This window comes from Micromonospora sp. CV4 (assembly GCF_003667455.1).
In the GTDB taxonomy this organism is placed as follows: Bacteria; Actinomycetota; Actinomycetes; order Mycobacteriales; family Micromonosporaceae; genus Micromonospora.
The window spans coordinates 1-16,415 of record NZ_RCVI01000344.1 but is presented as its reverse complement, the minus strand read 5'-3'; the positions used below and the strand labels follow the sequence as shown (position 1 = coordinate 16,415).

The window sequence follows — 16,415 nt, the reverse complement described above, 5'->3', positions numbered from 1 at the left end:
ACCGGTGGTCGGCTCCGACTTCGTCGAGGCCCGGGACGCCCTGCGCAAGCAGCGGCTGGGCTGGCGGCTGGTCTTCGGCAGCGGCACCGGCCGTACGGTCGAGAGCACCTCGCCCGCCGTGGGCACCGAGGTGGCCCGGGGCACCACGGTGCAGCTGCGGGTCGCCGGCCCACCGCCCGAGGCCGAGGTGCCCGACGTGGTCGGCGACGACTGCGCGAAAGCCGCCGACGAGCTGGTCGAGGAGGGGCTCTACCCGCGCTACCGCAGCGGCCGCAGCGGAGAGGTCGGCCGGCAGGAACCGGCCGAGGACGGTCCGGCCCGCTGGAACGACGAGGTCAGCATCTGGTGCGGGGAGACGCCGCCGAGCCTGCCGGGCACGAACCCTCCCCTCTGATCTTCGGCCCGCGAACCCGTCTCCACCGCGACCCGACGCGCACGCGCGAGCCCGCCCCGAGGTCCGTTCGCCGTGGGCGGGTGCCGGGCCGGCCCCTCGATGCCCGATCAGGGCCGGGCGGTTCGAGTCGCTGATCCCCGCCGATGACGGTGCGGGCGGTTAGGTTGGCGGTCCAGGGCCATGGCACCCGCCCGGTTCGGGAAAGGACGTGCGATGAGCGACGACCGCCAGGAGCCGCCCGCCGGGGAGCACGACGACGACCGGACGCGTCCGCTACCCCCCACCGCCGGCCGTCCGGAGCCGTCACCGCCGACCGGACCCGCCACACCGACCGCCGCGTCGCCGGACGAGACCATGCCGATCGACCGCGCCGCGTCGCCGGATGAGACCGCGCCGATGGACCGCGCCGCGTCGCCGGATGAGACCGCGCCGATGGACCGCGCCGCGTCGGGTCCCACCGCGTCGCCGGACCAGACCGCGCCGATGGACCGCGCCGCCTCCGGTCCCGCCGCGTCGCCGGACCAGACCATGCCGATCGACCGCTCCGCGCAGACCCAGCCGGGCGCGCCGGTCGACCGGACCGCGCGGATGCCCGCCGAGCGGGCGACCCCGGCGCCGTGGTCCGGGCGGGCGGAGGTACGAGCGGCCCGACCGGCCGAGCCCTCCGGAGAGTGGTACGCCGAGGAGCAGGGTGGCCGACGCTGGTGGCTGCCGATCCTCTGGGGCGTGCTCGCTCTCCTGCTCGCCGGGCTGCTCGGCGCTGCCCTCTGGGTGGCGCTCGCCGCGCAGAACGACGACCGGGACGACGACCCGGGGCCCACCCCGTCGCTGCCGCCACCCAGTGCCACCAGCGCCGCGCCGACCAGCGCGGCCCCGACCTCGGCGGCGCCGACCAGCGAGACGCCGAGCAGCCCGGCGGCCACCAGCGCCCCGGCCGAGGTGCCGGTGCCGCCGCTCACCGGTCTGCCGCAGGCCACCGCGGAAGGGCTGCTGGACCGGCTCGGCCTGTCCTACCGGGTGGTGTACCGCCCGTCCGAGCTGCCGCCGGGGACGGTGGTGGGCACCGAACCGGATGCCGGCACCTCGGTGCCCACCGACGAGGAGGTGCTGCTGATCGTGTCCGAGGCGCAGCCCTCGACCGGGGCCAGCACGGCCGGGCCGAGCCCGACGGTGACGCCTACGCAGTGACCGGTGCTCACCACATCCGGCGGCGGGTGCCGACCAGGCCGAGGCCGGCCAGCGCGATGGTGAGGCCGAAGATCCCGGACCAGAACAGCGAGCGGCGGACGTCCGTCGCGGTGTGCCGGTCCGGACCGGCTTCGGTGATCTCCTGCCGTCCGTCGGACTGACCGCCGCCACCGGCGCCGGCAACCGCGGCAGGGCCGGTCGGGTCGATCGCACCGGCACGGCCGTCCGGGGCGTCGGTCTCGAACCAACCGGGTTGGTCGTACGTCGGCGGGTCGGCGTCGACCACGGTGATTTCCGGCGCCGGCACCGGAGTGGTCAGCCGGGTGGACGACAGCGCCGGGTCGCGGGCCAGGACCACGAGGGTGGTCACGGCCCCGAGCAGGGCGAGAAGTCCGAAAGCGTAGGCGATACGGGAGCGGTGGTGCCGCCGCACGGCGGGCTGATTGACCATGACCATCCCAGGCTCAGGGCCCTGGACGCGCGGGTGGAACGGTGCCGGGGTGGGCGTACCAATTCTATGGCGATGGCACGCCCACCGGCGGCGGATCGCGTTGGTCAGCCCACCCGGACCGGGGTACGGACGACGGGTCGCCGGCTCCGTACGGTGTGCGGGCGTGGCTCCGGAGCGGCCTGCATCTGTTGCAGGCCGTCCCGCTGAACGAAGATCGACCGGCGGTTGACCGCGTCGCCGGCGGCGTTCAACTCGTAGCCGTCGAGCCAGAGCCAACCGTCGTAGGTGGGCCAGTCGAGCAACCGGATCACCCGGAACTTGATGGGCCTGAGGAACTGGACACTCGCCGCGCGAGTCACGTGCAGTACGTCACCGGAGCGGGGAAGCACATGGGCTCCTGGGAGGTCGGCCGGCGTCGTGCCGGCGGTGACTGGTCTGGGGAACGTCTCGGCCCGGTGACGGGGTCGCGCCTCGTGGACCGGTGGTGCGGGTGGTGGTGGTCGGGCCGTACTCCGCTGGTGGCGTGCCGCCACCCGACCATCACCCGGCTGCTTCCGGGAACCGCGCCCGCCGCCGCAGCCGGCTGGCTTGCAGCGGCGGGGTCCTCACCCCGGAGCAGCTCTCGGTGTCGCCGGCCGGGCCCGCGTCGTGCCCGTTTCCCCGGGTCGGTGGGATCACCACACCGGGGGACCGGACGGAGACGCTGAGTGATCCGTGCCATACGGACAGACTGCATCAGGGACGTGCTTCATGCAAGTTGCACGTCGACTTTTGCCGATACGTGAGTCCCTTCCGCAAAGCGGCGCTTGAAGCCATCCGTGTCCGGACGGCACACTGAGAGCCGGTTTCGCCCGTCGCGGCCGGCCGAGAACCGGCACCACCCCTCGCCGCGAACGCTCGCCGGTCGACGGTCGCGCCCCCGGCGGGCGACAGCCAGTGGCGCGTCGACCGGAGGTAGCCCGAGTGGGGTCGAGCAGCCAGCGGCGGAAAGCAGTGACCGGGGAGCGCCATGAGTGAGCGGCGCAGCCCCACCATCCGGCGGCGACGGCTCGGTGCCGAGCTACGCCGCCAGCGGGAGTCCGCCGGGATCACCATCGAAGTCGTCGCCGAGCAGTTGGAGTGCTCGGCGTCGAAGGTCTCCCGGATCGAGACCGGGCACACCACGGCCACCCCGCGCGACGTCCGCGACATGCTGCGGATCTACGGCGTGGTGGGCGCCGAGAGCGACGAGCTCGTCCAGATCGCCCGGGAGGCCCGGCAGAAGGGCTGGTGGCACCCGTACAGCACCGTGCTGGTCGGCGCGTACGTCGGGCTGGAGGCCGCGGCGAGCTCGATCCGGGCGTACGAGCAGCAGGTGGTGCCCGGTCTGCTGGAGACCGAGGAGTACGCCGGCGCGATGATCCGCGCGGCCCGGCCGGACTTCACCGCCGATCAGGTCCACCAACGGGTGCGTGTCCGACTGGGCCGTCAGTCGTTGTTGACCCAGGACGATCCGGTCGATCTGTGGGTGGTGCTCGATGAGGCGGTGGTAAGCAGGCCGGTGGGTGGGGACGAGGTGATGCGTGGCCAGCTCAAGCGGTTGGTCGAAGTGGCCGAGTTGCCGAACGTGACGTTGCAGATCCTGCCTTTCGAGGTGGGTGCGCACGCCGGCATGGACGGCACCTTCACGATCCTCAGCTTCCCCGAGCCCGGTGATCCGGATGTCGTGTACGCGGAGAACGCCACGGGTGGGCTTTTCCTTGAGAAGAGCGACGAACTACAGAAGTACAGCTTCATCTTCGATCACATCCGCGCCGCGGCCATTCGTCCGGAGGAGTCCGTCGCACACATCGCAAAACTGGCAGAGGAGCCGTTGTGGAAATGGCGACCAAGGGGTTCCCCGTGGACCTGACGCAGGCAACGTGGTTCAAGAGCTCGAAGAGCGGGCCGAACTGTGACAACTGCGTGGAGGTGGCGTACGTGACCGGGGCGGTCGGAGTGCGGGACTCGAAGGACAAGGCCGGGCCGGCCCTGGTCTTCGCCCCGGGTGACTGGCATGCCTTCGTCGCCGGCACCAGAGGTGGTGTGTTCGGCTCGGCCTGACCGAGCGGTCACGTGAGGTCCCCGTCCGGTCTCGACCGGGCGGGGGCTTTCGCGTGCCCGGGTTGCCGGGCTCCCGCTCGCCGCGAGGCGCCGTCGACGAGGTTCCGCCGGGATTCCCGTCGCCACAGCGGGTCCGTCTCGTTGAACCCGTCGGTACGGCGCTGGTCCATGACCCGCCGCACCGGTCCGCAACCCAGCGAGGCAGGCGAGACGGATGACGACGATCGGGTCTGACAATCTCACCAACGGTCCGGGCAAGCCGGAGCGGTTCGGTGGCAAGTACCGCGGGGCGCGTCGGGACACCGTACTGACCGAGGTGGTCTCGACCGACCAGGAGATGAGCGGGCGGGAGGCGCCGGCGGCCGAGGCGAGCGAAGCGCCGCTCTCCCTGCCCTCGCTGGATCCGAACCCGCTGGTCGAGCCGTCCTTTCCGCCGAGCGGCTGGCCGATGGAGGCCACCGGGTCACTGGCCGACCACCCATTGCTGCGCGGCCTGCTGATGGAGCTGCCGCCGAAGGGCAGCGTGCCGCCGCCGGGCTGGCTGGACCGCTGGTTCGAGGCGACCCGGGCGATCCTGGAGCTGCTATACGTGCAGGGGCCCGGGCGCTCGCGTTGACCGCGGTGGGTCCGGCCGGGCCCGCTCGGCGAGCCTGCTGTGCCGCAGCGCGTGCCGGACGCCGATGGTCAGGATCCCGAGCGCGCCGACGGTGATCACCGGGCCGGTGACACCCGGTGCGGCGAGCAGGTCGGTGCCGCCCGCCGCGACCACCGCGGGCACCGTCAGCACGCCGGTGACCTGCAACGGCAACCCGATCAGCGGGTGCGCAGCGGCGGCCCGGAGGCCGTGCGGCGCGGGCGTCTCGGGCGCCGCGGCGAACGCTCCCGCGCCGGCCCGCAGCCGACGCACCCGGCGTACGGTGCAGACCGCCACCACGAGTGCGGGGAGCCCGGCGAGATTGAGGGCGGTGGCCGCCTGATCGGCCGGCGTGTTTCCGGCACTGAACAACCCGGCCGCCAGCACGGTCACCGTGAGCGTCAGAGCCACCAGGGTCAGGATGAGCAGGTGTCCGGCGCGTCGGCGTAGCGCGCGGGCGCGGTCCAGCCGGGGCAGGCCGTCCGCGACCACGCCGGCGGCCAGCCACAGCACGGCGATCGGCAGCAGGGTGGCGAGGGGGCTATCCATGCTGGTCAGCCTCCCCGATCGTGGCTGTCCGCGAATCCGGGCGCAGCCCTCGTTCGTCCCGGAACGCCGTCCCGTAGGGGGCATCCTCTCCGCGTTATGAACGATGCGACATGTTTATCTTCATCACTGCGCTGTCCTACCCTCGGGAAAGATCGGCCGTCATGGATCTGAGCGGGACCCGCGTCGGGCGGCTGCCGGTCGGAGGGAGGTAAGAGATGCGTCTTGCCCACAGGTCCGTACTCGTCGGGGTGGCCGCACTGACCCTGTTGGCCGCCGCCACGCCCGCCCTGGCCGCCGAACCCACCGGAGCCATCCGGGCGGCGGGTGGGGACACGGCCGTCGCGGACAGCTACATCGTCGTCTTCAAGGACACCGCCGTCAGCCGGAGCACGGTCGGCGACAACGCGGACCGGCTGGTCGGCCGGCACGGCGGCACGGTGGCCCGCACCTACGGCGCGGCGCTGCGCGGCTTCGAGATCCGGGTCGGCGCGAAGGCCGCCGCACGGATCGCAGCCGACCCGGCGGTGGCGTACGTCGAGCAGAACCACACCGTCTCGATCGCCGGCACCCAGACCAACCCGCCGTCCTGGGGTCTGGATCGGATCGACCAACGGAACCTGCCCCTGAACAGCTCGTACACCTACCCGAACACGGCGTCGAACGTCCGCGCCTACATCATCGACACCGGCGTGCTGTACGGGCACAACGACTTCGGCGGGCGGGCCGTCTCCGGCTTCGACGCGGTGGACGGCGGTTCCGCCGACGACTGCAACGGCCACGGCACGCACGTGGCGGGCACCGTTGGCGGCTCGGCGTACGGAGTGGCGAAGGGCGTCCAGATCGTCGGCGTCCGAGTGCTCAACTGCCAGGGCAGCGGCACCAACGCCCAGGTGGTGGCCGGCATCGACTGGGTGACCGCGAACGCGGTCAAGCCGGCCGTGGCGAACATGAGCCTCGGTGGTGGCGCCAACAGCTCGATCGACACGGCCGTCACCAACTCGATCAACTCCGGCGTCACGTACGCGGTCGCCGCCGGCAACGGCAACGCCCTCGGTGTCCGGCAGAACGCCTGCAACTACTCCCCGGCGCGGGTCGCCTCCGCGATCACCGTCGGTGCGACGCAGAACAACGACGCCGCGGCGAGCTTCTCCAACTTCGGCACCTGCGTCGACATCCTGGCCCCGGGTGTCAACATCACCTCGGCCTGGTACACCGGCAGCAGCGCCACGAACACCATCAGCGGCACCTCGATGGCATCGCCGCACGTCGCCGGCGCCGCGGCGCTGGTGCTCTCGGCGAACCCGTCGTGGAGCCCGCAGCAGGTCCGGGACAACCTGGTCAACAACTCGACCCCGAACGTGGTGACCAACGTCGGCACCGGCACCCCGAACCGGCTGCTCTACGTCGTGAACGGCACCCCGCCGGCCAACGACTTCTCGGTCTCGGTGTCGCCGACCTCCGGCTCCACCGCGCCCGGCGGCTCGGTGACGGCCACCGTCGGCACGGCCACCACCGCCGGTTCCGCCCAGTCGGTCAGCCTCTCCGCCAGCGGCCTGCCGGCCGGCGCGACCGCCTCGTTCAGCCCGTCGACGGTGACCTCGGGCGGCTCGTCCACCCTCACCATCGCCACCTCGGCGAGCACCCCCGCCGGCAGCTACCCGATCACGATCACCGGTAGCGGCGCGGCGGGCACCCGCACGGCCACCTACACGTTGACCGTGACCGGTTCGGGTGGCGGCGGCTGCTCCGGCAGCAACGGCACCGACGTCGCGATCCCGGACACCGGCGCCACGGTGTCCAGCTCGATCACGATCGCCGGCTGTGGCCGCAACGCCTCGTCGGCCTCGACCATCGCGGTGAACATCGTGCACACCTACCGCGGTGACCTGGTGATCGACCTGGTCGCTCCGGACGGTTCGGCGTACCGGTTGAAGAACAGCAGCTACTTCGACGGCGCCGACAACGTGAACACGACCTACACCGCCAACGTCTCCAGTGAGGCGGCGAACGGCACCTGGCGGCTCCAGGTGCGGGACGTCTACTCCGGGGACACCGGCTACATCAACACCTGGACCCTGACCCTCTGACCTGGTTCCCACAGCCGAGGCCCCACCCGGAACACCGGGTGGGGCCTCGTGCCGTACGGATCAGGGGTCAGACCGCGAAGGTGGCCGGCCGCTCGGTGGCCGGCGCCGGCGGGCGGGCCTTCCACAGGCCGGTCTTCTGCCCGGCGAGCCGGGCCAGGTAGGCCGGGTTGAGGATCACGTAGCGGCGCCAGAGCCGCTTCGGCTCCAGGCCGAGCCGCCAGAACCACTCCAGGCCGACGCGCTGCATCCACGGCGGGGGCTGGCGCAACAGCCCGGCGTGGTAGTCGAAGGCCGCGCCGACAGCCATCAGCGGCATGTCGAGCAACGGCCGCATGGCGTACGTGAAGACCTCCTGGCGCGGGCAGCCGAGCCCGACCAGGACCAGCCGGGCGCCGCTGGACCGGATCCGGTCGGCGATCTCGGCGTCCTCGCCCGGCTGGACCGCGCGGAACTTGGACGGCTCCACCCCGGCGATCTTCAGCGCCGGGAACATCCGCTCCAGCGCCGGGATCAGCTTGGCCAGCGTCTCCTCGGTGGAGCCGTACAGGTAGACCGGCAGCCCCTCGTCGGCGAAGCGTGAGAGCACGTGCAGGGTCAGCGTCGGCCCGTAGACCCGGTCGGTGAGCCCGGCGTGGTGCAGCAGGTTGAGCGCCCAGCGCACCGGCTGGCCGTCGGGGGTGACCACGTCGAAGGAGTTGAGTCGGGCGTTGTGCGCCGGGTCCAGCACCCCGGTCATCACGCCGTGCACGGCCAGCGCGGTCAGCGCGAGCGGGCGCCGCTCGTGCGCCGCGGTAACCACGGCGTCGGTCGCCGCGGCGTAGTCGGTGGCGTCGACCAGGACGCCGAGCACGTTGCGCTTGGTCTGGGCGGTCATGCCTGGGGCACCCACTTGTCCACGTTGGCTTCGTAGATCTCCCGCAGGATCATCGGGACGTCATACGTAATCTTCCACTCCGGATACTGCGCTTCGAAGCGGGCCATGCTGCTCACGTACCACTGGTGGTCGCCGGTGCGGTTCTGCTCGACGTAGTTGATCTGCGCCTCGCGGCCGGTGATCTCCTCGGCGATCCGGAACGCCTCGATGTGCGAGGTGTTGGAGTGCCGGCCGCCGCCGAGGTTGTAGACCTCTCCCGAGCGTGGCGCCCGGAAGAACGCCTCGAACGCGGTCAGCACGTCCCGCGAGTGGATCGCGTCGCGGACCATCTTGCCCTTGTAGCCGAACAGGTTGTACGTCCGACCTTCCATCACGCAGCGCATCAGGTAGGCCAGGAACCCGTGCAGCTCGGCCGCCGAGTGCGCCGGGCCGGTCAGCGTGCCGCCCCGGAAGCAGGCGGTCTTCATGTCGAAGTAGCGCCCGTACTCCTGGACCATCACGTCCGCGGCGACCTTGGAGGCGCCGAAGACCGAGTGCAGCGAGCTGTCGATCGACATGTCCTCGGTGATGCCCTGGTACCAGCGGTGGTCCTCGGGCAGCTCGTACCGGGTCTCCAGCTCGATCAGCGGCAGGCTGTTGGGCCGGTCGCCGTAGACCTTGTTGGTGGAGCAGTGGATGAACGGCGCGTCGATGGCGTGCCGTCGGGTGTTCTCCAGGATGTTGAGCGTGCCGCCGGCGTTCACGTCGAAGTCCGTGTACGGCTCCTTGGCCGCCCAGTCGTGACTCGGCTGCGCCGCGCTGTGGATCACCACGGCGATGTCGGAGCCGTACTTCTTGAACACCTGCTCCAGGCCGTCCCGGTCCCGGATGTCCACCGCGAAGTGGGTGTACGCGGTGCCCAGGTCACGGCTGAGCCGTTCCAGGCTCCACGAGGTGGAGCCGTCCTCGCCGAAGAAGTACCGGCGCATGTCGTTGTCGATGCCGACGACGTCCAGACCGAGGCCGGCGAAGTGCCGGACCGCCTCGGAGCCGATCAGACCACCCGACCCGGTCACCAACGCGACACTCACACGCCACTCCTGGTCCATCGGAGGCAGAAACCATCGGAGCATAGCGTGACAACGGGCACGCCCCGAGATGACGGAAGGGCCCCGCATTCTGCGGAGCCCTCGTCGGTGGTGGGGATGGGGGGAGTTGAACCCCCACGCCCTTTCGGGCACACGGACCTGAACCGTGCGCGTCTGCCATTCCGCCACATCCCCGTGGCACGACCCGGAACACTGTAGCCGCCCCGGACCCACTGTCTCCAGCAGGCCCCGGAGATACTACGCTGTCCCCGGCGCTCGCCACGAGCGGTTACCGTTCGTGGCGGACGAAAGATTAGCACGGGAGACCCGGCCCATCCGAACGGGTCGGTAGCAGGCGGCCGAGCGGCGTGTGAGCTGCGCGCGCGCCGGCCGGATACCATCATGTCCTCGGGACCCGAGGAGGAGCCGGTGAGCGTGCTGCAACGCTTCGAGAAGCGTCTGGAAGGCCTGGTAGAAGGGGCCTTCGCCAAGGTCTTCAAAGGGGTGGTCCACCCCGTGGAGATCCTCAACGCCATGCAGCGGGAGGCCGAGGCGCACAAGGCGATCCTGGCCGGTGGGCGCACGTTGGTGCCCAACCGCTACGTGATCGATCTCTCGCCGTTCGACCATAGTCGGCTGGCGCCGTACGCCGCCGCGCTGGCCCAGGAGTTGGCCCAGTCGCAGGCGGAGTTCATCGGCGAGCAGGCCTGGACGGTCTACGGCGACGTGATCGTCGAAATCGAACGGGGGGAGGGCCTGGACACGGGGATGTTCCGGGTCACCGCCGAGGTGTACACCGGGGGCGAGGTCGCCCCGGTCTCGGCGCCCGGCTACGACGCCGGCCCGCCCGCCTACCCCGCGTACGACCAGGGTGGCGGCTACGGCCCGCCGCCCGGGCACGGTGGCGGCCGTAACGTGCGGCTGGTCTCCGGCGACGGGCGCACCTACCCCCTCCAGATGGGGTCGACGGTGATCGGCCGTGGGGACCAGGCCAACCTGCGCCTGCCCGACGTCGGCATCTCCCGGCGACACGCCCGGCTGGATTTCGACGGCGGACAGGTCGTGCTGACCGATCTGGGGTCGACCAACGGCACCATGGTCAACGGCCAGCGGGTCTCTGCCGTCGCTCTCAACCCGGGTGACATGGTCCAGCTCGGCACCACGACGCTGACCTTCCGCGTGGACGGCTGACCCGCCTTGCCGGAACTGGTCATCACCGTCGCCCGGTTCGGGTTCCTGATCCTTCTGTGGATCTTCGTGTTCACGGTGGTCGGTGTGATCCGCCGGGACCTCTTCGCGGGGGCCCGGTCAGGTCGCCTGGTCGCCGCGCCGCGTGCGGTGGGCGCCTCGACGGGGCAGGCGGCCAAACCGGCGAAGGTGAAGCGGGGCAGGGCGGCGCACCAGCTGGTGGTGACCGCCGGTCAGCTGGCCGGCACTCGGATCACTCTCGGTGAAGCGCAGATCACCATCGGTCGGGCCGAGGACTCCACCCTGGTCATCACGGACGACTACGCCTCCGCGCGGCACGCCCGGCTCGTGCCGCGCGACGGGCAGTGGTTCGTCGAGGACCTCGGCTCGACTAACGGCACGTACCTAGATCGCGCTAAGGTCACCGGACCAACCCCCGTCCCCCTCGGCGTGCCGATCCGGATCGGCCGCACTTCCCTCGAATTACGGCCATGACTCTGACCCTGCGCTATGCGGCCCACAGCGACCGCGGTCTGATCCGAGACGGCAATCAAGACTCCGTCTACGCCGGGCCGCGGCTACTCGCCGTTGCCGACGGCATGGGCGGCATGGCCGCCGGTGACGTCGCCAGCAACATCGTCATCGGTGCCATGGCGCCGCTCGACGAGGACGTCCCGGGGGACGCTCTCGTCGACGCGTTGCGTTCGGCCGTGGGCACCGCCAACCAACAACTCCGCGACACGGTGGACGCCAACCCACAGTTGGAGGGGATGGGCACCACGCTGACGGCGACCCTCTTCTCCGGCAGCAAGCTGGGAATGGTCCACATCGGCGACTCGCGGGCCTATCTGCTGCGCAACGGCGAGTTCGCGCAGGTCACCAAGGACGACACCTACGTCCAGATGCTCGTCGACGAGGGTCGGATCAGCGCCGAGGAGGCGAGCAGTCACCCACAGCGGTCGCTGCTCACCCGTGCCCTGGACGGCCGGGACATCGACCCGGAGTACTCGGTGCGCCAGGTGCTGCCCGGTGACCGGTACCTGATCTGCAGCGACGGCCTCTCGGGTGTGGTCAGCGCCGAGACCATCGGTGAGACCCTGCGGGAGTACGCCGACCCGCAGCAGTGCGTCGAGCGGCTGGTGCAGCTCGCGCTGCGCGGCGGTGGTCCGGACAACATCACGGTGATCATCGCGGACGCCACCGATCAGGACATCGTCGAGGCGACCCCGATCGTCGGCGGCGCCGCCGCCCGGGACCGAGGCATGGCGACCTCCGCCGACGACTCCACCCCGGCCGCCCGGGCCTCGGCGCTCTCCGCGCCGCGCCCGGCCGCGCCCGAGGAGCCGGCGGCGGACGACGAGCAGGAGCGGCCGAAGCGTCGCCCGGTGCGGGCCACCGCCATGGCGCTGGCCCTGCTGGTGATCCTCGGCGGCGGGCTCTTCGCCGGCTGGACGTACACGCAGCGGCAGTACTACGTGGGCGCCACCGAGGAGGGCCAGGTCGCCGTCTTCCGTGGCATTCAGGGTCAGGTCGCCGGGATGGACCTCTCCACCGTGCACCGCACCAGCGGCACCCGGCTGGACGACCTCACCGTGGCGGCGCAGGACACCGTCAAGGTGGGCATCCGGGCCAAGAGCGAGCCGGATGCCGAGCGCCAGCTCGCCGAGCTGACCAGCGACACCCCGAGCAACCCCAACCTGAAGCCGCTCTGCCCGTCCGACCCGACCACCGCGGTGGGAGGCACGCCGACGCCGACCCCGACGCCGGTGACCCCGACGCCGATCGGAACGACGCCGGCACCGAACGGCAGCCCCAGCGTCAAGGCGTCGGTGACCCCCAACGGGGTCGTCAGCGCAAGCCCGACCACCGGTGCGACCGCCGCTGTCGGCGCGACCGGCCCGACCACCACACCCGACGCCACGCCCTCCGACTCGACCACGCCAGGGCTCGACCCGGCCGGTTGCCGGTCTCCCGAGTGAGCGTCAGCTGAGATCCCGAGGACTCCACCCGTGACCGTAGCGGCCACACCGGCACCCTCTCCCGCGACCACGGGCGGGCAGTCCGGCGTACGCCTGGCCCGGTCCCGACGCAACGCCGAGCTGTCCCTGCTGCTGCTCGCCATGGTGCTGGTGGCCGCGTACGGGGCGACTGTCGAGGCGAACCTGCTGGACACGGTCACCCCGGACTTCTGGATGCCCGCCGCCGCGCTCGGCGCGGTCTTCCTCGGCCTGCATCTGGTCATCCGGTTCCTCGCCCCGTTCGCCGACCCGGCCCTGCTGCCGGCGGTGGCGCTGCTCAACGGCCTCGGGGTGGGTTTCCTGCGCCGGATCGACCTGGGCGAGGCGCCCGTGGCCGACCGGGAGAGCCTGGCCATCTTCGCGGGGCAGGGCGGGCGCCAGCTGGCCTGGACGCTCCTCTCGGTGATCCTCGCCGCCGGTCTGCTCGCCATCATGCGCGATCACCGTTCGATCTCCCGGTACGCGTACACCCTGGGCCTGGCCGGCATCGTGCTGGTGATGCTCCCGGCGGTGCTGCCGCGCAGCATCTCCGAGAAGAACGGCGCCAGACTGTGGATCGATGTCGGCCTGTTCTCCATCCAGCCGGGTGAGTTCGCCAAGCTGGCGCTGCTGGTGTTCTTCGCCTACTACCTGGTGCGCAAGCGTGAGGTGCTGTCGCTGGCCAGCCGGCGTTTCCTCGGCATCGACTTCCCGCGCGGTCGCGACCTCGGCCCGGTGGTCGTGGTCTGGCTGATCAGCCTCCTGGTGCTGATCTTCGAGAAGGACCTGGGCACCTCGCTACTCTACTTCGGCATGTTCGTGGTGACGCTGTACATCGCCACCGAACGGGTCAGCTGGCTGCTCATCGGCCTGGTCCTCTTCTTCGGTGGCGCGTACCTCGCCTACGTCCTCGGCTCGACGGTCGGCGGGCCCTTCGCCAACTTCTACGTGCGCGCCGAGATCTGGCTGGATCCGTTCGCCGACCCGACGGACAAGGGCTACCAACTCGTCCAGGGCCTGCTCGCCCTCGGCACGGGCGGGCTCTTCGGCGCGGGGCCGGGCGGCGGCCAGCCGGACATCCTGCCCGAGGTGCAGAACGACTTCATCTTCGCCGGCATCGGTGAGGAGATCGGCCTCTTCGGCCTCTCCGCGCTGCTGGTGGTCTACCTGCTGATCGTGGAGCGGGGCCTGCGCGCCGCGCTCGCGGTGCGCGACTCGTTCGGCAAGCTGCTCGCCGGCGGTCTCGCGTTCACCCTCGGCCTCCAGGTCTTCGTGATCGTCGGCGGCATCAGCAAGCTCATCCCGCTGACCGGCCAGACCACGCCGTTCCTGTCCGCCGGTGGCTCGTCGCTGATGGCCAACTGGCTGCTCATCGCAGTTCTGCTGCGGGTCTCCGACGGTGCCCGGCGGCCGGTCGCCGGCGGTGGTGGCAAGGCGCCCCGGCCCGCCGGCGGCCCGCCCGAGCAGCTGCACGGTGCTCCCACGGAGGTGATCAAGCCGTGAACGCACCCCTGCGCCGGGTCGGCGTCGTCGTCATGGTCCTGTTCGGTCTGCTCTTCGCCAACCTCAACTGGATCCAGGCGTACAAGGCCGACGAGTACCGCACCAGCGACTACAACGGCCGCGTCCAGGTCGCCGACTACGAGCGCAAGCGCGGCAACATCGAGGCTGGCGGCACCGCTGTGGCCACCAGCAAGGAGACCACCGGCAAGCTGAAGTTCCGGCGCACCTACCCGGGTGGCGCCAAGTACGCCCACGTGCTCGGCTACAAGCCGGTCAACCTGGCGGACACGGGCATCGAGCAGGTGGAGAACGACTTCCTGGCCGGCACCAGCGACCAGCTGATCGGCGACCGGTTCAAGGACATGTTCACCGGCGACCAGACCGCCGGCGGCAACGTGCTGCTCACGCTCTCCAAGCGGGCCCAGGACGTGGCGTACGACCAGTTGCGCAACAACCAGGTGGACGCGAAGAGGGGCGCCGCCATCGCCATCGACCCCCGTACCGGGGCGGTACAGGCGCTGGTTTCCATGCCCAGCTTCGATCCGAACCCGCTGGCCAGCCACAACACCACCGAGGCGGCGGCGGCGTACAACAAGCTCGAACAAGACCCGGAACGTCCGCTGAACAACCGCGCGCTCGCCGAGACGTTGCCGCCGGGCTCCACCTTCAAGGTCGTGGTGGCCGCGGCCGCGCTGGAGAACGGAATCACCAAGTCCACCCCGATCCCGGCCGGCTCCAGCTACACCCCGCCCACCTCCGGCGAGCCGATCCGTAACGCCTCCACGTCGATCTGCCCCGAGGCGCAGGTCACCCTGATGGAAGCTGTCACGGAGTCGTGCAACACCGGTTTCGCCAAGCTCGGGGTGCGGCTGGGCGCCGACACCATCAAGGAGAAGGCCCGGCAGTTCGGCTTCGAGCAGGACGACCTCACCGTCGGCCAACTCGGCGAGGACGGGCTGCCCACGGCGGCCAGCCGGACCGGGGACATGCAGAACCCGGACGGCGGCACGGACCCGGCCGCACTGGCCCAGTCCTCGATCGGCCAGAACAACGTCCGGATGACCCCGCTGGAGGGGGCCATGATCGCCGGGGCGGTCGCCAACGGCGGCAGCCAGATGCGGCCGTACCTGGTCCGCCAGCTACTCGCCCCGGACCGGACCACCAGCTACTACACCGCGAAGCCGCGGGAGCTGCGCCAGCCGGTCAACGGTCAGGTCGCCAACGACCTGCGCGAGATGATGGTCAGCGTGGTCCAGAATGGCACCGGCGGGAATGCGGCGATCAGCGGCTACACGGTCGGCGGCAAGACCGGCACCGCGCAGTCCGCCCCGGACCGGCCCGACCACGGCTGGTTCATCGGCTTCGCGCTGGACAAGAACGGCACCCCGGTCTCCGCGGTCTGCGTCGTACTGGAGCAGGCCGGCGGCCGCGGCAGCGCCGAGGCGGCCCGGATCGGCGGTCAGATCATGCGGGCCGCCATCGCCGACCCCGGGGGTCGCTGACATGCTCAGCCCCGGCGTCCAGCTCGGCAACCGCTATCGCCTCGACGAGCGGATCGCCAGCGGCGGCATGGGCGACGTCTGGCGCGGCACCGACCAGGTGCTCGGCCGGACGGTCGCGGTCAAGAGCCTGCTCCCCGCGCTGCTCGACGACCCGGACTTCGCCGAGCGGTTCCGCGGTGAGGCCCGCACCATGGCCACCATCAACCACCCGGGTGTGGTGGACGTCTACGACTTCGGCAACGACCAGCAGATCGCCTTCCTGGTCATGGAGTACGTCGAGGGCGACGCCCTGTCGTCCACGCTGAGCCGGGTCGGTCGGCTCACTCCAGCCCGGACGATGGCACTGGTCGCGCAGGCCGCGGACGCGTTGCACGCCGCGCACGAGAAGGGCATCGTGCACCGCGACGTGAAGCCGGGCAACCTGCTGGTCCGGCCGAACGGCACGCTGGTGCTGACCGACTTCGGTATCGCCCGCTCCGACCTGGTCGGCCAGCTCACCGCCGCCGGCTCGGTGCTCGGCACCGCCTCGTACATCTCGCCCGAGCAGGCGACCGGTGGGGTGGCCACCCCGGCGTCCGACGTGTACGCGCTCGGCGTGGTCGCCTACCAGTGCCTCGCCGGCCGGCGGCCGTTCGAGGGCGACAACCCGCTCGACATCGCCATGCGGCACGTCCGGGAGACCCCCCGACCACTGCCGGCGGACATCCCGCCGCAGGTCCGGGCCGTGGTGGAACGGGCGCTGGCCAAGGACCCGGCCGCACGGTGGCCCAGCGCCGCCGCGCTCGCCGGCGTCGCCCGGCAGCTCAAGGCCGCACTCTCCCAGCAGGCCAGGGCCGGTGGCCACCCCGGGCCGGTCTCGGCGGCGCCGGCCTCGCCCGCCGCACCCGGCCGGGCACAGG

At 71.4% G+C, this 16,415-nt stretch carries 17 protein-coding genes and 1 tRNA gene; 12 read left to right on the top strand and 6 right to left on the bottom strand.

Annotated features, from left to right (window positions below):
• Nucleotides 1–394: PASTA domain-containing protein (locus tag EAD98_RS24400; protein ID WP_121656335.1), on the top strand; the 394-nt coding region annotated here is incomplete at its 5' end.
• Nucleotides 395–607: 213 nt separating this feature from the next.
• On the top strand, nucleotides 608–1,582 hold the full coding sequence (locus tag EAD98_RS24395; RefSeq protein ID WP_121656332.1) for a PASTA domain-containing protein: 975 nt from the start codon (nucleotides 608–610) through the stop codon (nucleotides 1,580–1,582).
• Between the two features lie 7 nt (nucleotides 1,583–1,589).
• Here EAD98_RS24395 and EAD98_RS24390 read toward each other — a convergent pair whose 3' ends face one another.
• Together EAD98_RS24390 and EAD98_RS24385 are read right to left on the bottom strand one after the other, a co-directional pair.
• Nucleotides 1,590–2,039 carry a hypothetical protein gene (locus tag EAD98_RS24390; RefSeq protein ID WP_199723536.1) on the bottom strand — a complete coding sequence of 150 codons (450 nt, stop codon included), beginning with the start codon at nucleotides 2,037–2,039 and terminating at the stop codon, nucleotides 1,590–1,592.
• A gap of 98 nt (nucleotides 2,040–2,137) precedes the next feature.
• The gene (locus EAD98_RS24385) at nucleotides 2,138–2,422 is read right to left on the bottom strand and encodes a hypothetical protein (protein ID WP_121656331.1); all 285 of its coding nucleotides are present in this window, start codon (nucleotides 2,420–2,422) and stop codon (nucleotides 2,138–2,140) included.
• A 620-nt stretch (nucleotides 2,423–3,042) separates the two neighbouring features.
• Between EAD98_RS24385 and EAD98_RS24380 the strand changes: the two genes are divergently transcribed.
• The 3 genes from EAD98_RS24380 (at nucleotide 3,043) to EAD98_RS24370 (ending at nucleotide 4,731) form a co-directional block, all read left to right on the top strand.
• Complete coding sequence (locus EAD98_RS24380; RefSeq protein WP_030487606.1) at nucleotides 3,043–3,924, top strand: helix-turn-helix transcriptional regulator; 882 nt, start codon at nucleotides 3,043–3,045, stop codon at nucleotides 3,922–3,924.
• Entirely contained in the window at nucleotides 3,894–4,115 is a 222-nt protein-coding gene (locus EAD98_RS24375) for a DUF397 domain-containing protein (RefSeq protein WP_121656330.1), read from the top strand. Before EAD98_RS24380 ends, EAD98_RS24375 begins: the two co-directional genes overlap by 31 nt.
• 214 nt (nucleotides 4,116–4,329) lie before the next feature.
• Nucleotides 4,330–4,731 carry a hypothetical protein gene (locus tag EAD98_RS24370; protein WP_121656329.1) on the top strand — a complete coding sequence of 134 codons (402 nt, stop codon included), beginning with the start codon at nucleotides 4,330–4,332 and terminating at the stop codon, nucleotides 4,729–4,731.
• On the opposite strand, the gene EAD98_RS24365 is transcribed toward EAD98_RS24370, so the two are convergent.
• Nucleotides 4,699–5,298, bottom strand: a complete 600-nt coding sequence (locus tag EAD98_RS24365; protein ID WP_121656328.1) for a hypothetical protein — start codon at nucleotides 5,296–5,298, stop codon at nucleotides 4,699–4,701. The genes EAD98_RS24370 and EAD98_RS24365 overlap by 33 nt on opposite strands.
• A gap of 215 nt (nucleotides 5,299–5,513) precedes the next feature.
• Here EAD98_RS24365 and EAD98_RS24360 point away from each other — a divergent pair, with 215 nt between their 5' ends.
• Nucleotides 5,514–7,385 (top strand): S8 family serine peptidase, encoded by a 1,872-nt coding sequence (locus EAD98_RS24360; RefSeq protein ID WP_121656327.1) that lies wholly within the window; start codon nucleotides 5,514–5,516, stop codon nucleotides 7,383–7,385.
• Nucleotides 7,386–7,452: 67 nt separating this feature from the next.
• Here the strand turns inward: EAD98_RS24360 and EAD98_RS24355 are convergent, their stop codons facing one another.
• The 3 genes from EAD98_RS24355 to EAD98_RS24345 all read right to left on the bottom strand — a co-directional run bounded on the left by EAD98_RS24355 (nucleotide 7,453) and on the right by EAD98_RS24345 (nucleotide 9,521).
• The gene (locus EAD98_RS24355) at nucleotides 7,453–8,259 is read right to left on the bottom strand and encodes a WecB/TagA/CpsF family glycosyltransferase (RefSeq protein ID WP_121656326.1); all 807 of its coding nucleotides are present in this window, start codon (nucleotides 8,257–8,259) and stop codon (nucleotides 7,453–7,455) included.
• Nucleotides 8,256–9,371, bottom strand: a complete 1,116-nt coding sequence (locus EAD98_RS24350; protein ID WP_199723535.1) for an NAD-dependent epimerase/dehydratase family protein — start codon at nucleotides 9,369–9,371, stop codon at nucleotides 8,256–8,258. The genes EAD98_RS24355 and EAD98_RS24350 overlap by 4 nt, the downstream gene beginning before the upstream one ends.
• A gap of 64 nt (nucleotides 9,372–9,435) precedes the next feature.
• Nucleotides 9,436–9,521, bottom strand: a tRNA-Leu gene (locus EAD98_RS24345).
• 207 nt (nucleotides 9,522–9,728) lie between these two features.
• Here EAD98_RS24345 and EAD98_RS24340 point away from each other — a divergent pair.
• From EAD98_RS24340 to EAD98_RS24315, 6 genes are all read left to right on the top strand, one after another.
• Nucleotides 9,729–10,517, top strand: a complete 789-nt coding sequence (locus EAD98_RS24340; RefSeq protein ID WP_007454122.1) for a DUF3662 and FHA domain-containing protein — start codon at nucleotides 9,729–9,731, stop codon at nucleotides 10,515–10,517.
• A gap of 6 nt (nucleotides 10,518–10,523) precedes the next feature.
• Nucleotides 10,524–11,009, top strand: coding sequence for an FHA domain-containing protein (locus EAD98_RS24335; protein WP_074315675.1), 486 nt, complete (start codon nucleotides 10,524–10,526; stop codon nucleotides 11,007–11,009).
• Complete coding sequence (locus EAD98_RS24330; RefSeq protein WP_121656325.1) at nucleotides 11,006–12,493, top strand: PP2C family serine/threonine-protein phosphatase; 1,488 nt, start codon at nucleotides 11,006–11,008, stop codon at nucleotides 12,491–12,493. The genes EAD98_RS24335 and EAD98_RS24330 overlap by 4 nt, the downstream gene beginning before the upstream one ends.
• Before the next feature lie 30 nt (nucleotides 12,494–12,523).
• Nucleotides 12,524–14,014, top strand: a complete 1,491-nt coding sequence (locus EAD98_RS24325) for an FtsW/RodA/SpoVE family cell cycle protein (RefSeq protein WP_121656324.1) — start codon at nucleotides 12,524–12,526, stop codon at nucleotides 14,012–14,014.
• Nucleotides 14,011–15,516 carry a penicillin-binding protein 2 gene (locus EAD98_RS24320; RefSeq protein WP_121656323.1) on the top strand — a complete coding sequence of 502 codons (1,506 nt, stop codon included), beginning with the start codon at nucleotides 14,011–14,013 and terminating at the stop codon, nucleotides 15,514–15,516. Before EAD98_RS24325 ends, EAD98_RS24320 begins: the two co-directional genes overlap by 4 nt.
• A 1-nt stretch (nucleotide 15,517) precedes the next feature.
• The coding region (locus EAD98_RS24315; protein ID WP_147457481.1) for a serine/threonine-protein kinase at nucleotides 15,518–16,415 on the top strand (898 nt) is incomplete at its 3' end.

What these genes read in the sequence shown, in the direction of transcription:
- EAD98_RS24395 (WP_121656332.1), top strand. Translation starts at nt 608, where the DNA reads ATGAGCGACGACCGCCAGGAGCCGCCCGCCGGGGAGCACGACGACGAC.
- EAD98_RS24390 (WP_199723536.1), bottom strand. Translation starts at nt 2,039, where the DNA reads ATGGTCATGGTCAATCAGCCCGCCGTGCGGCGGCACCACCGCTCCCGT.
- EAD98_RS24380 (WP_030487606.1), top strand. Translation starts at nt 3,043, where the DNA reads ATGAGTGAGCGGCGCAGCCCCACCATCCGGCGGCGACGGCTCGGTGCC.
- EAD98_RS24375 (WP_121656330.1), top strand. Translation starts at nt 3,894, where the DNA reads ATGGCGACCAAGGGGTTCCCCGTGGACCTGACGCAGGCAACGTGGTTC.
- EAD98_RS24370 (WP_121656329.1), top strand. Translation starts at nt 4,330, where the DNA reads ATGACGACGATCGGGTCTGACAATCTCACCAACGGTCCGGGCAAGCCG.
- EAD98_RS24365 (WP_121656328.1), bottom strand. Translation starts at nt 5,298, where the DNA reads ATGGATAGCCCCCTCGCCACCCTGCTGCCGATCGCCGTGCTGTGGCTG.
- EAD98_RS24360 (WP_121656327.1), top strand. Translation starts at nt 5,514, where the DNA reads ATGCGTCTTGCCCACAGGTCCGTACTCGTCGGGGTGGCCGCACTGACC.
- EAD98_RS24355 (WP_121656326.1), bottom strand. Translation starts at nt 8,259, where the DNA reads ATGACCGCCCAGACCAAGCGCAACGTGCTCGGCGTCCTGGTCGACGCC.
- EAD98_RS24350 (WP_199723535.1), bottom strand. Translation starts at nt 9,371, where the DNA reads ATGCTCCGATGGTTTCTGCCTCCGATGGACCAGGAGTGGCGTGTGAGT.
- EAD98_RS24340 (WP_007454122.1), top strand. Translation starts at nt 9,729, where the DNA reads ATGTCCTCGGGACCCGAGGAGGAGCCGGTGAGCGTGCTGCAACGCTTC.
- EAD98_RS24330 (WP_121656325.1), top strand. Translation starts at nt 11,006, where the DNA reads ATGACTCTGACCCTGCGCTATGCGGCCCACAGCGACCGCGGTCTGATC.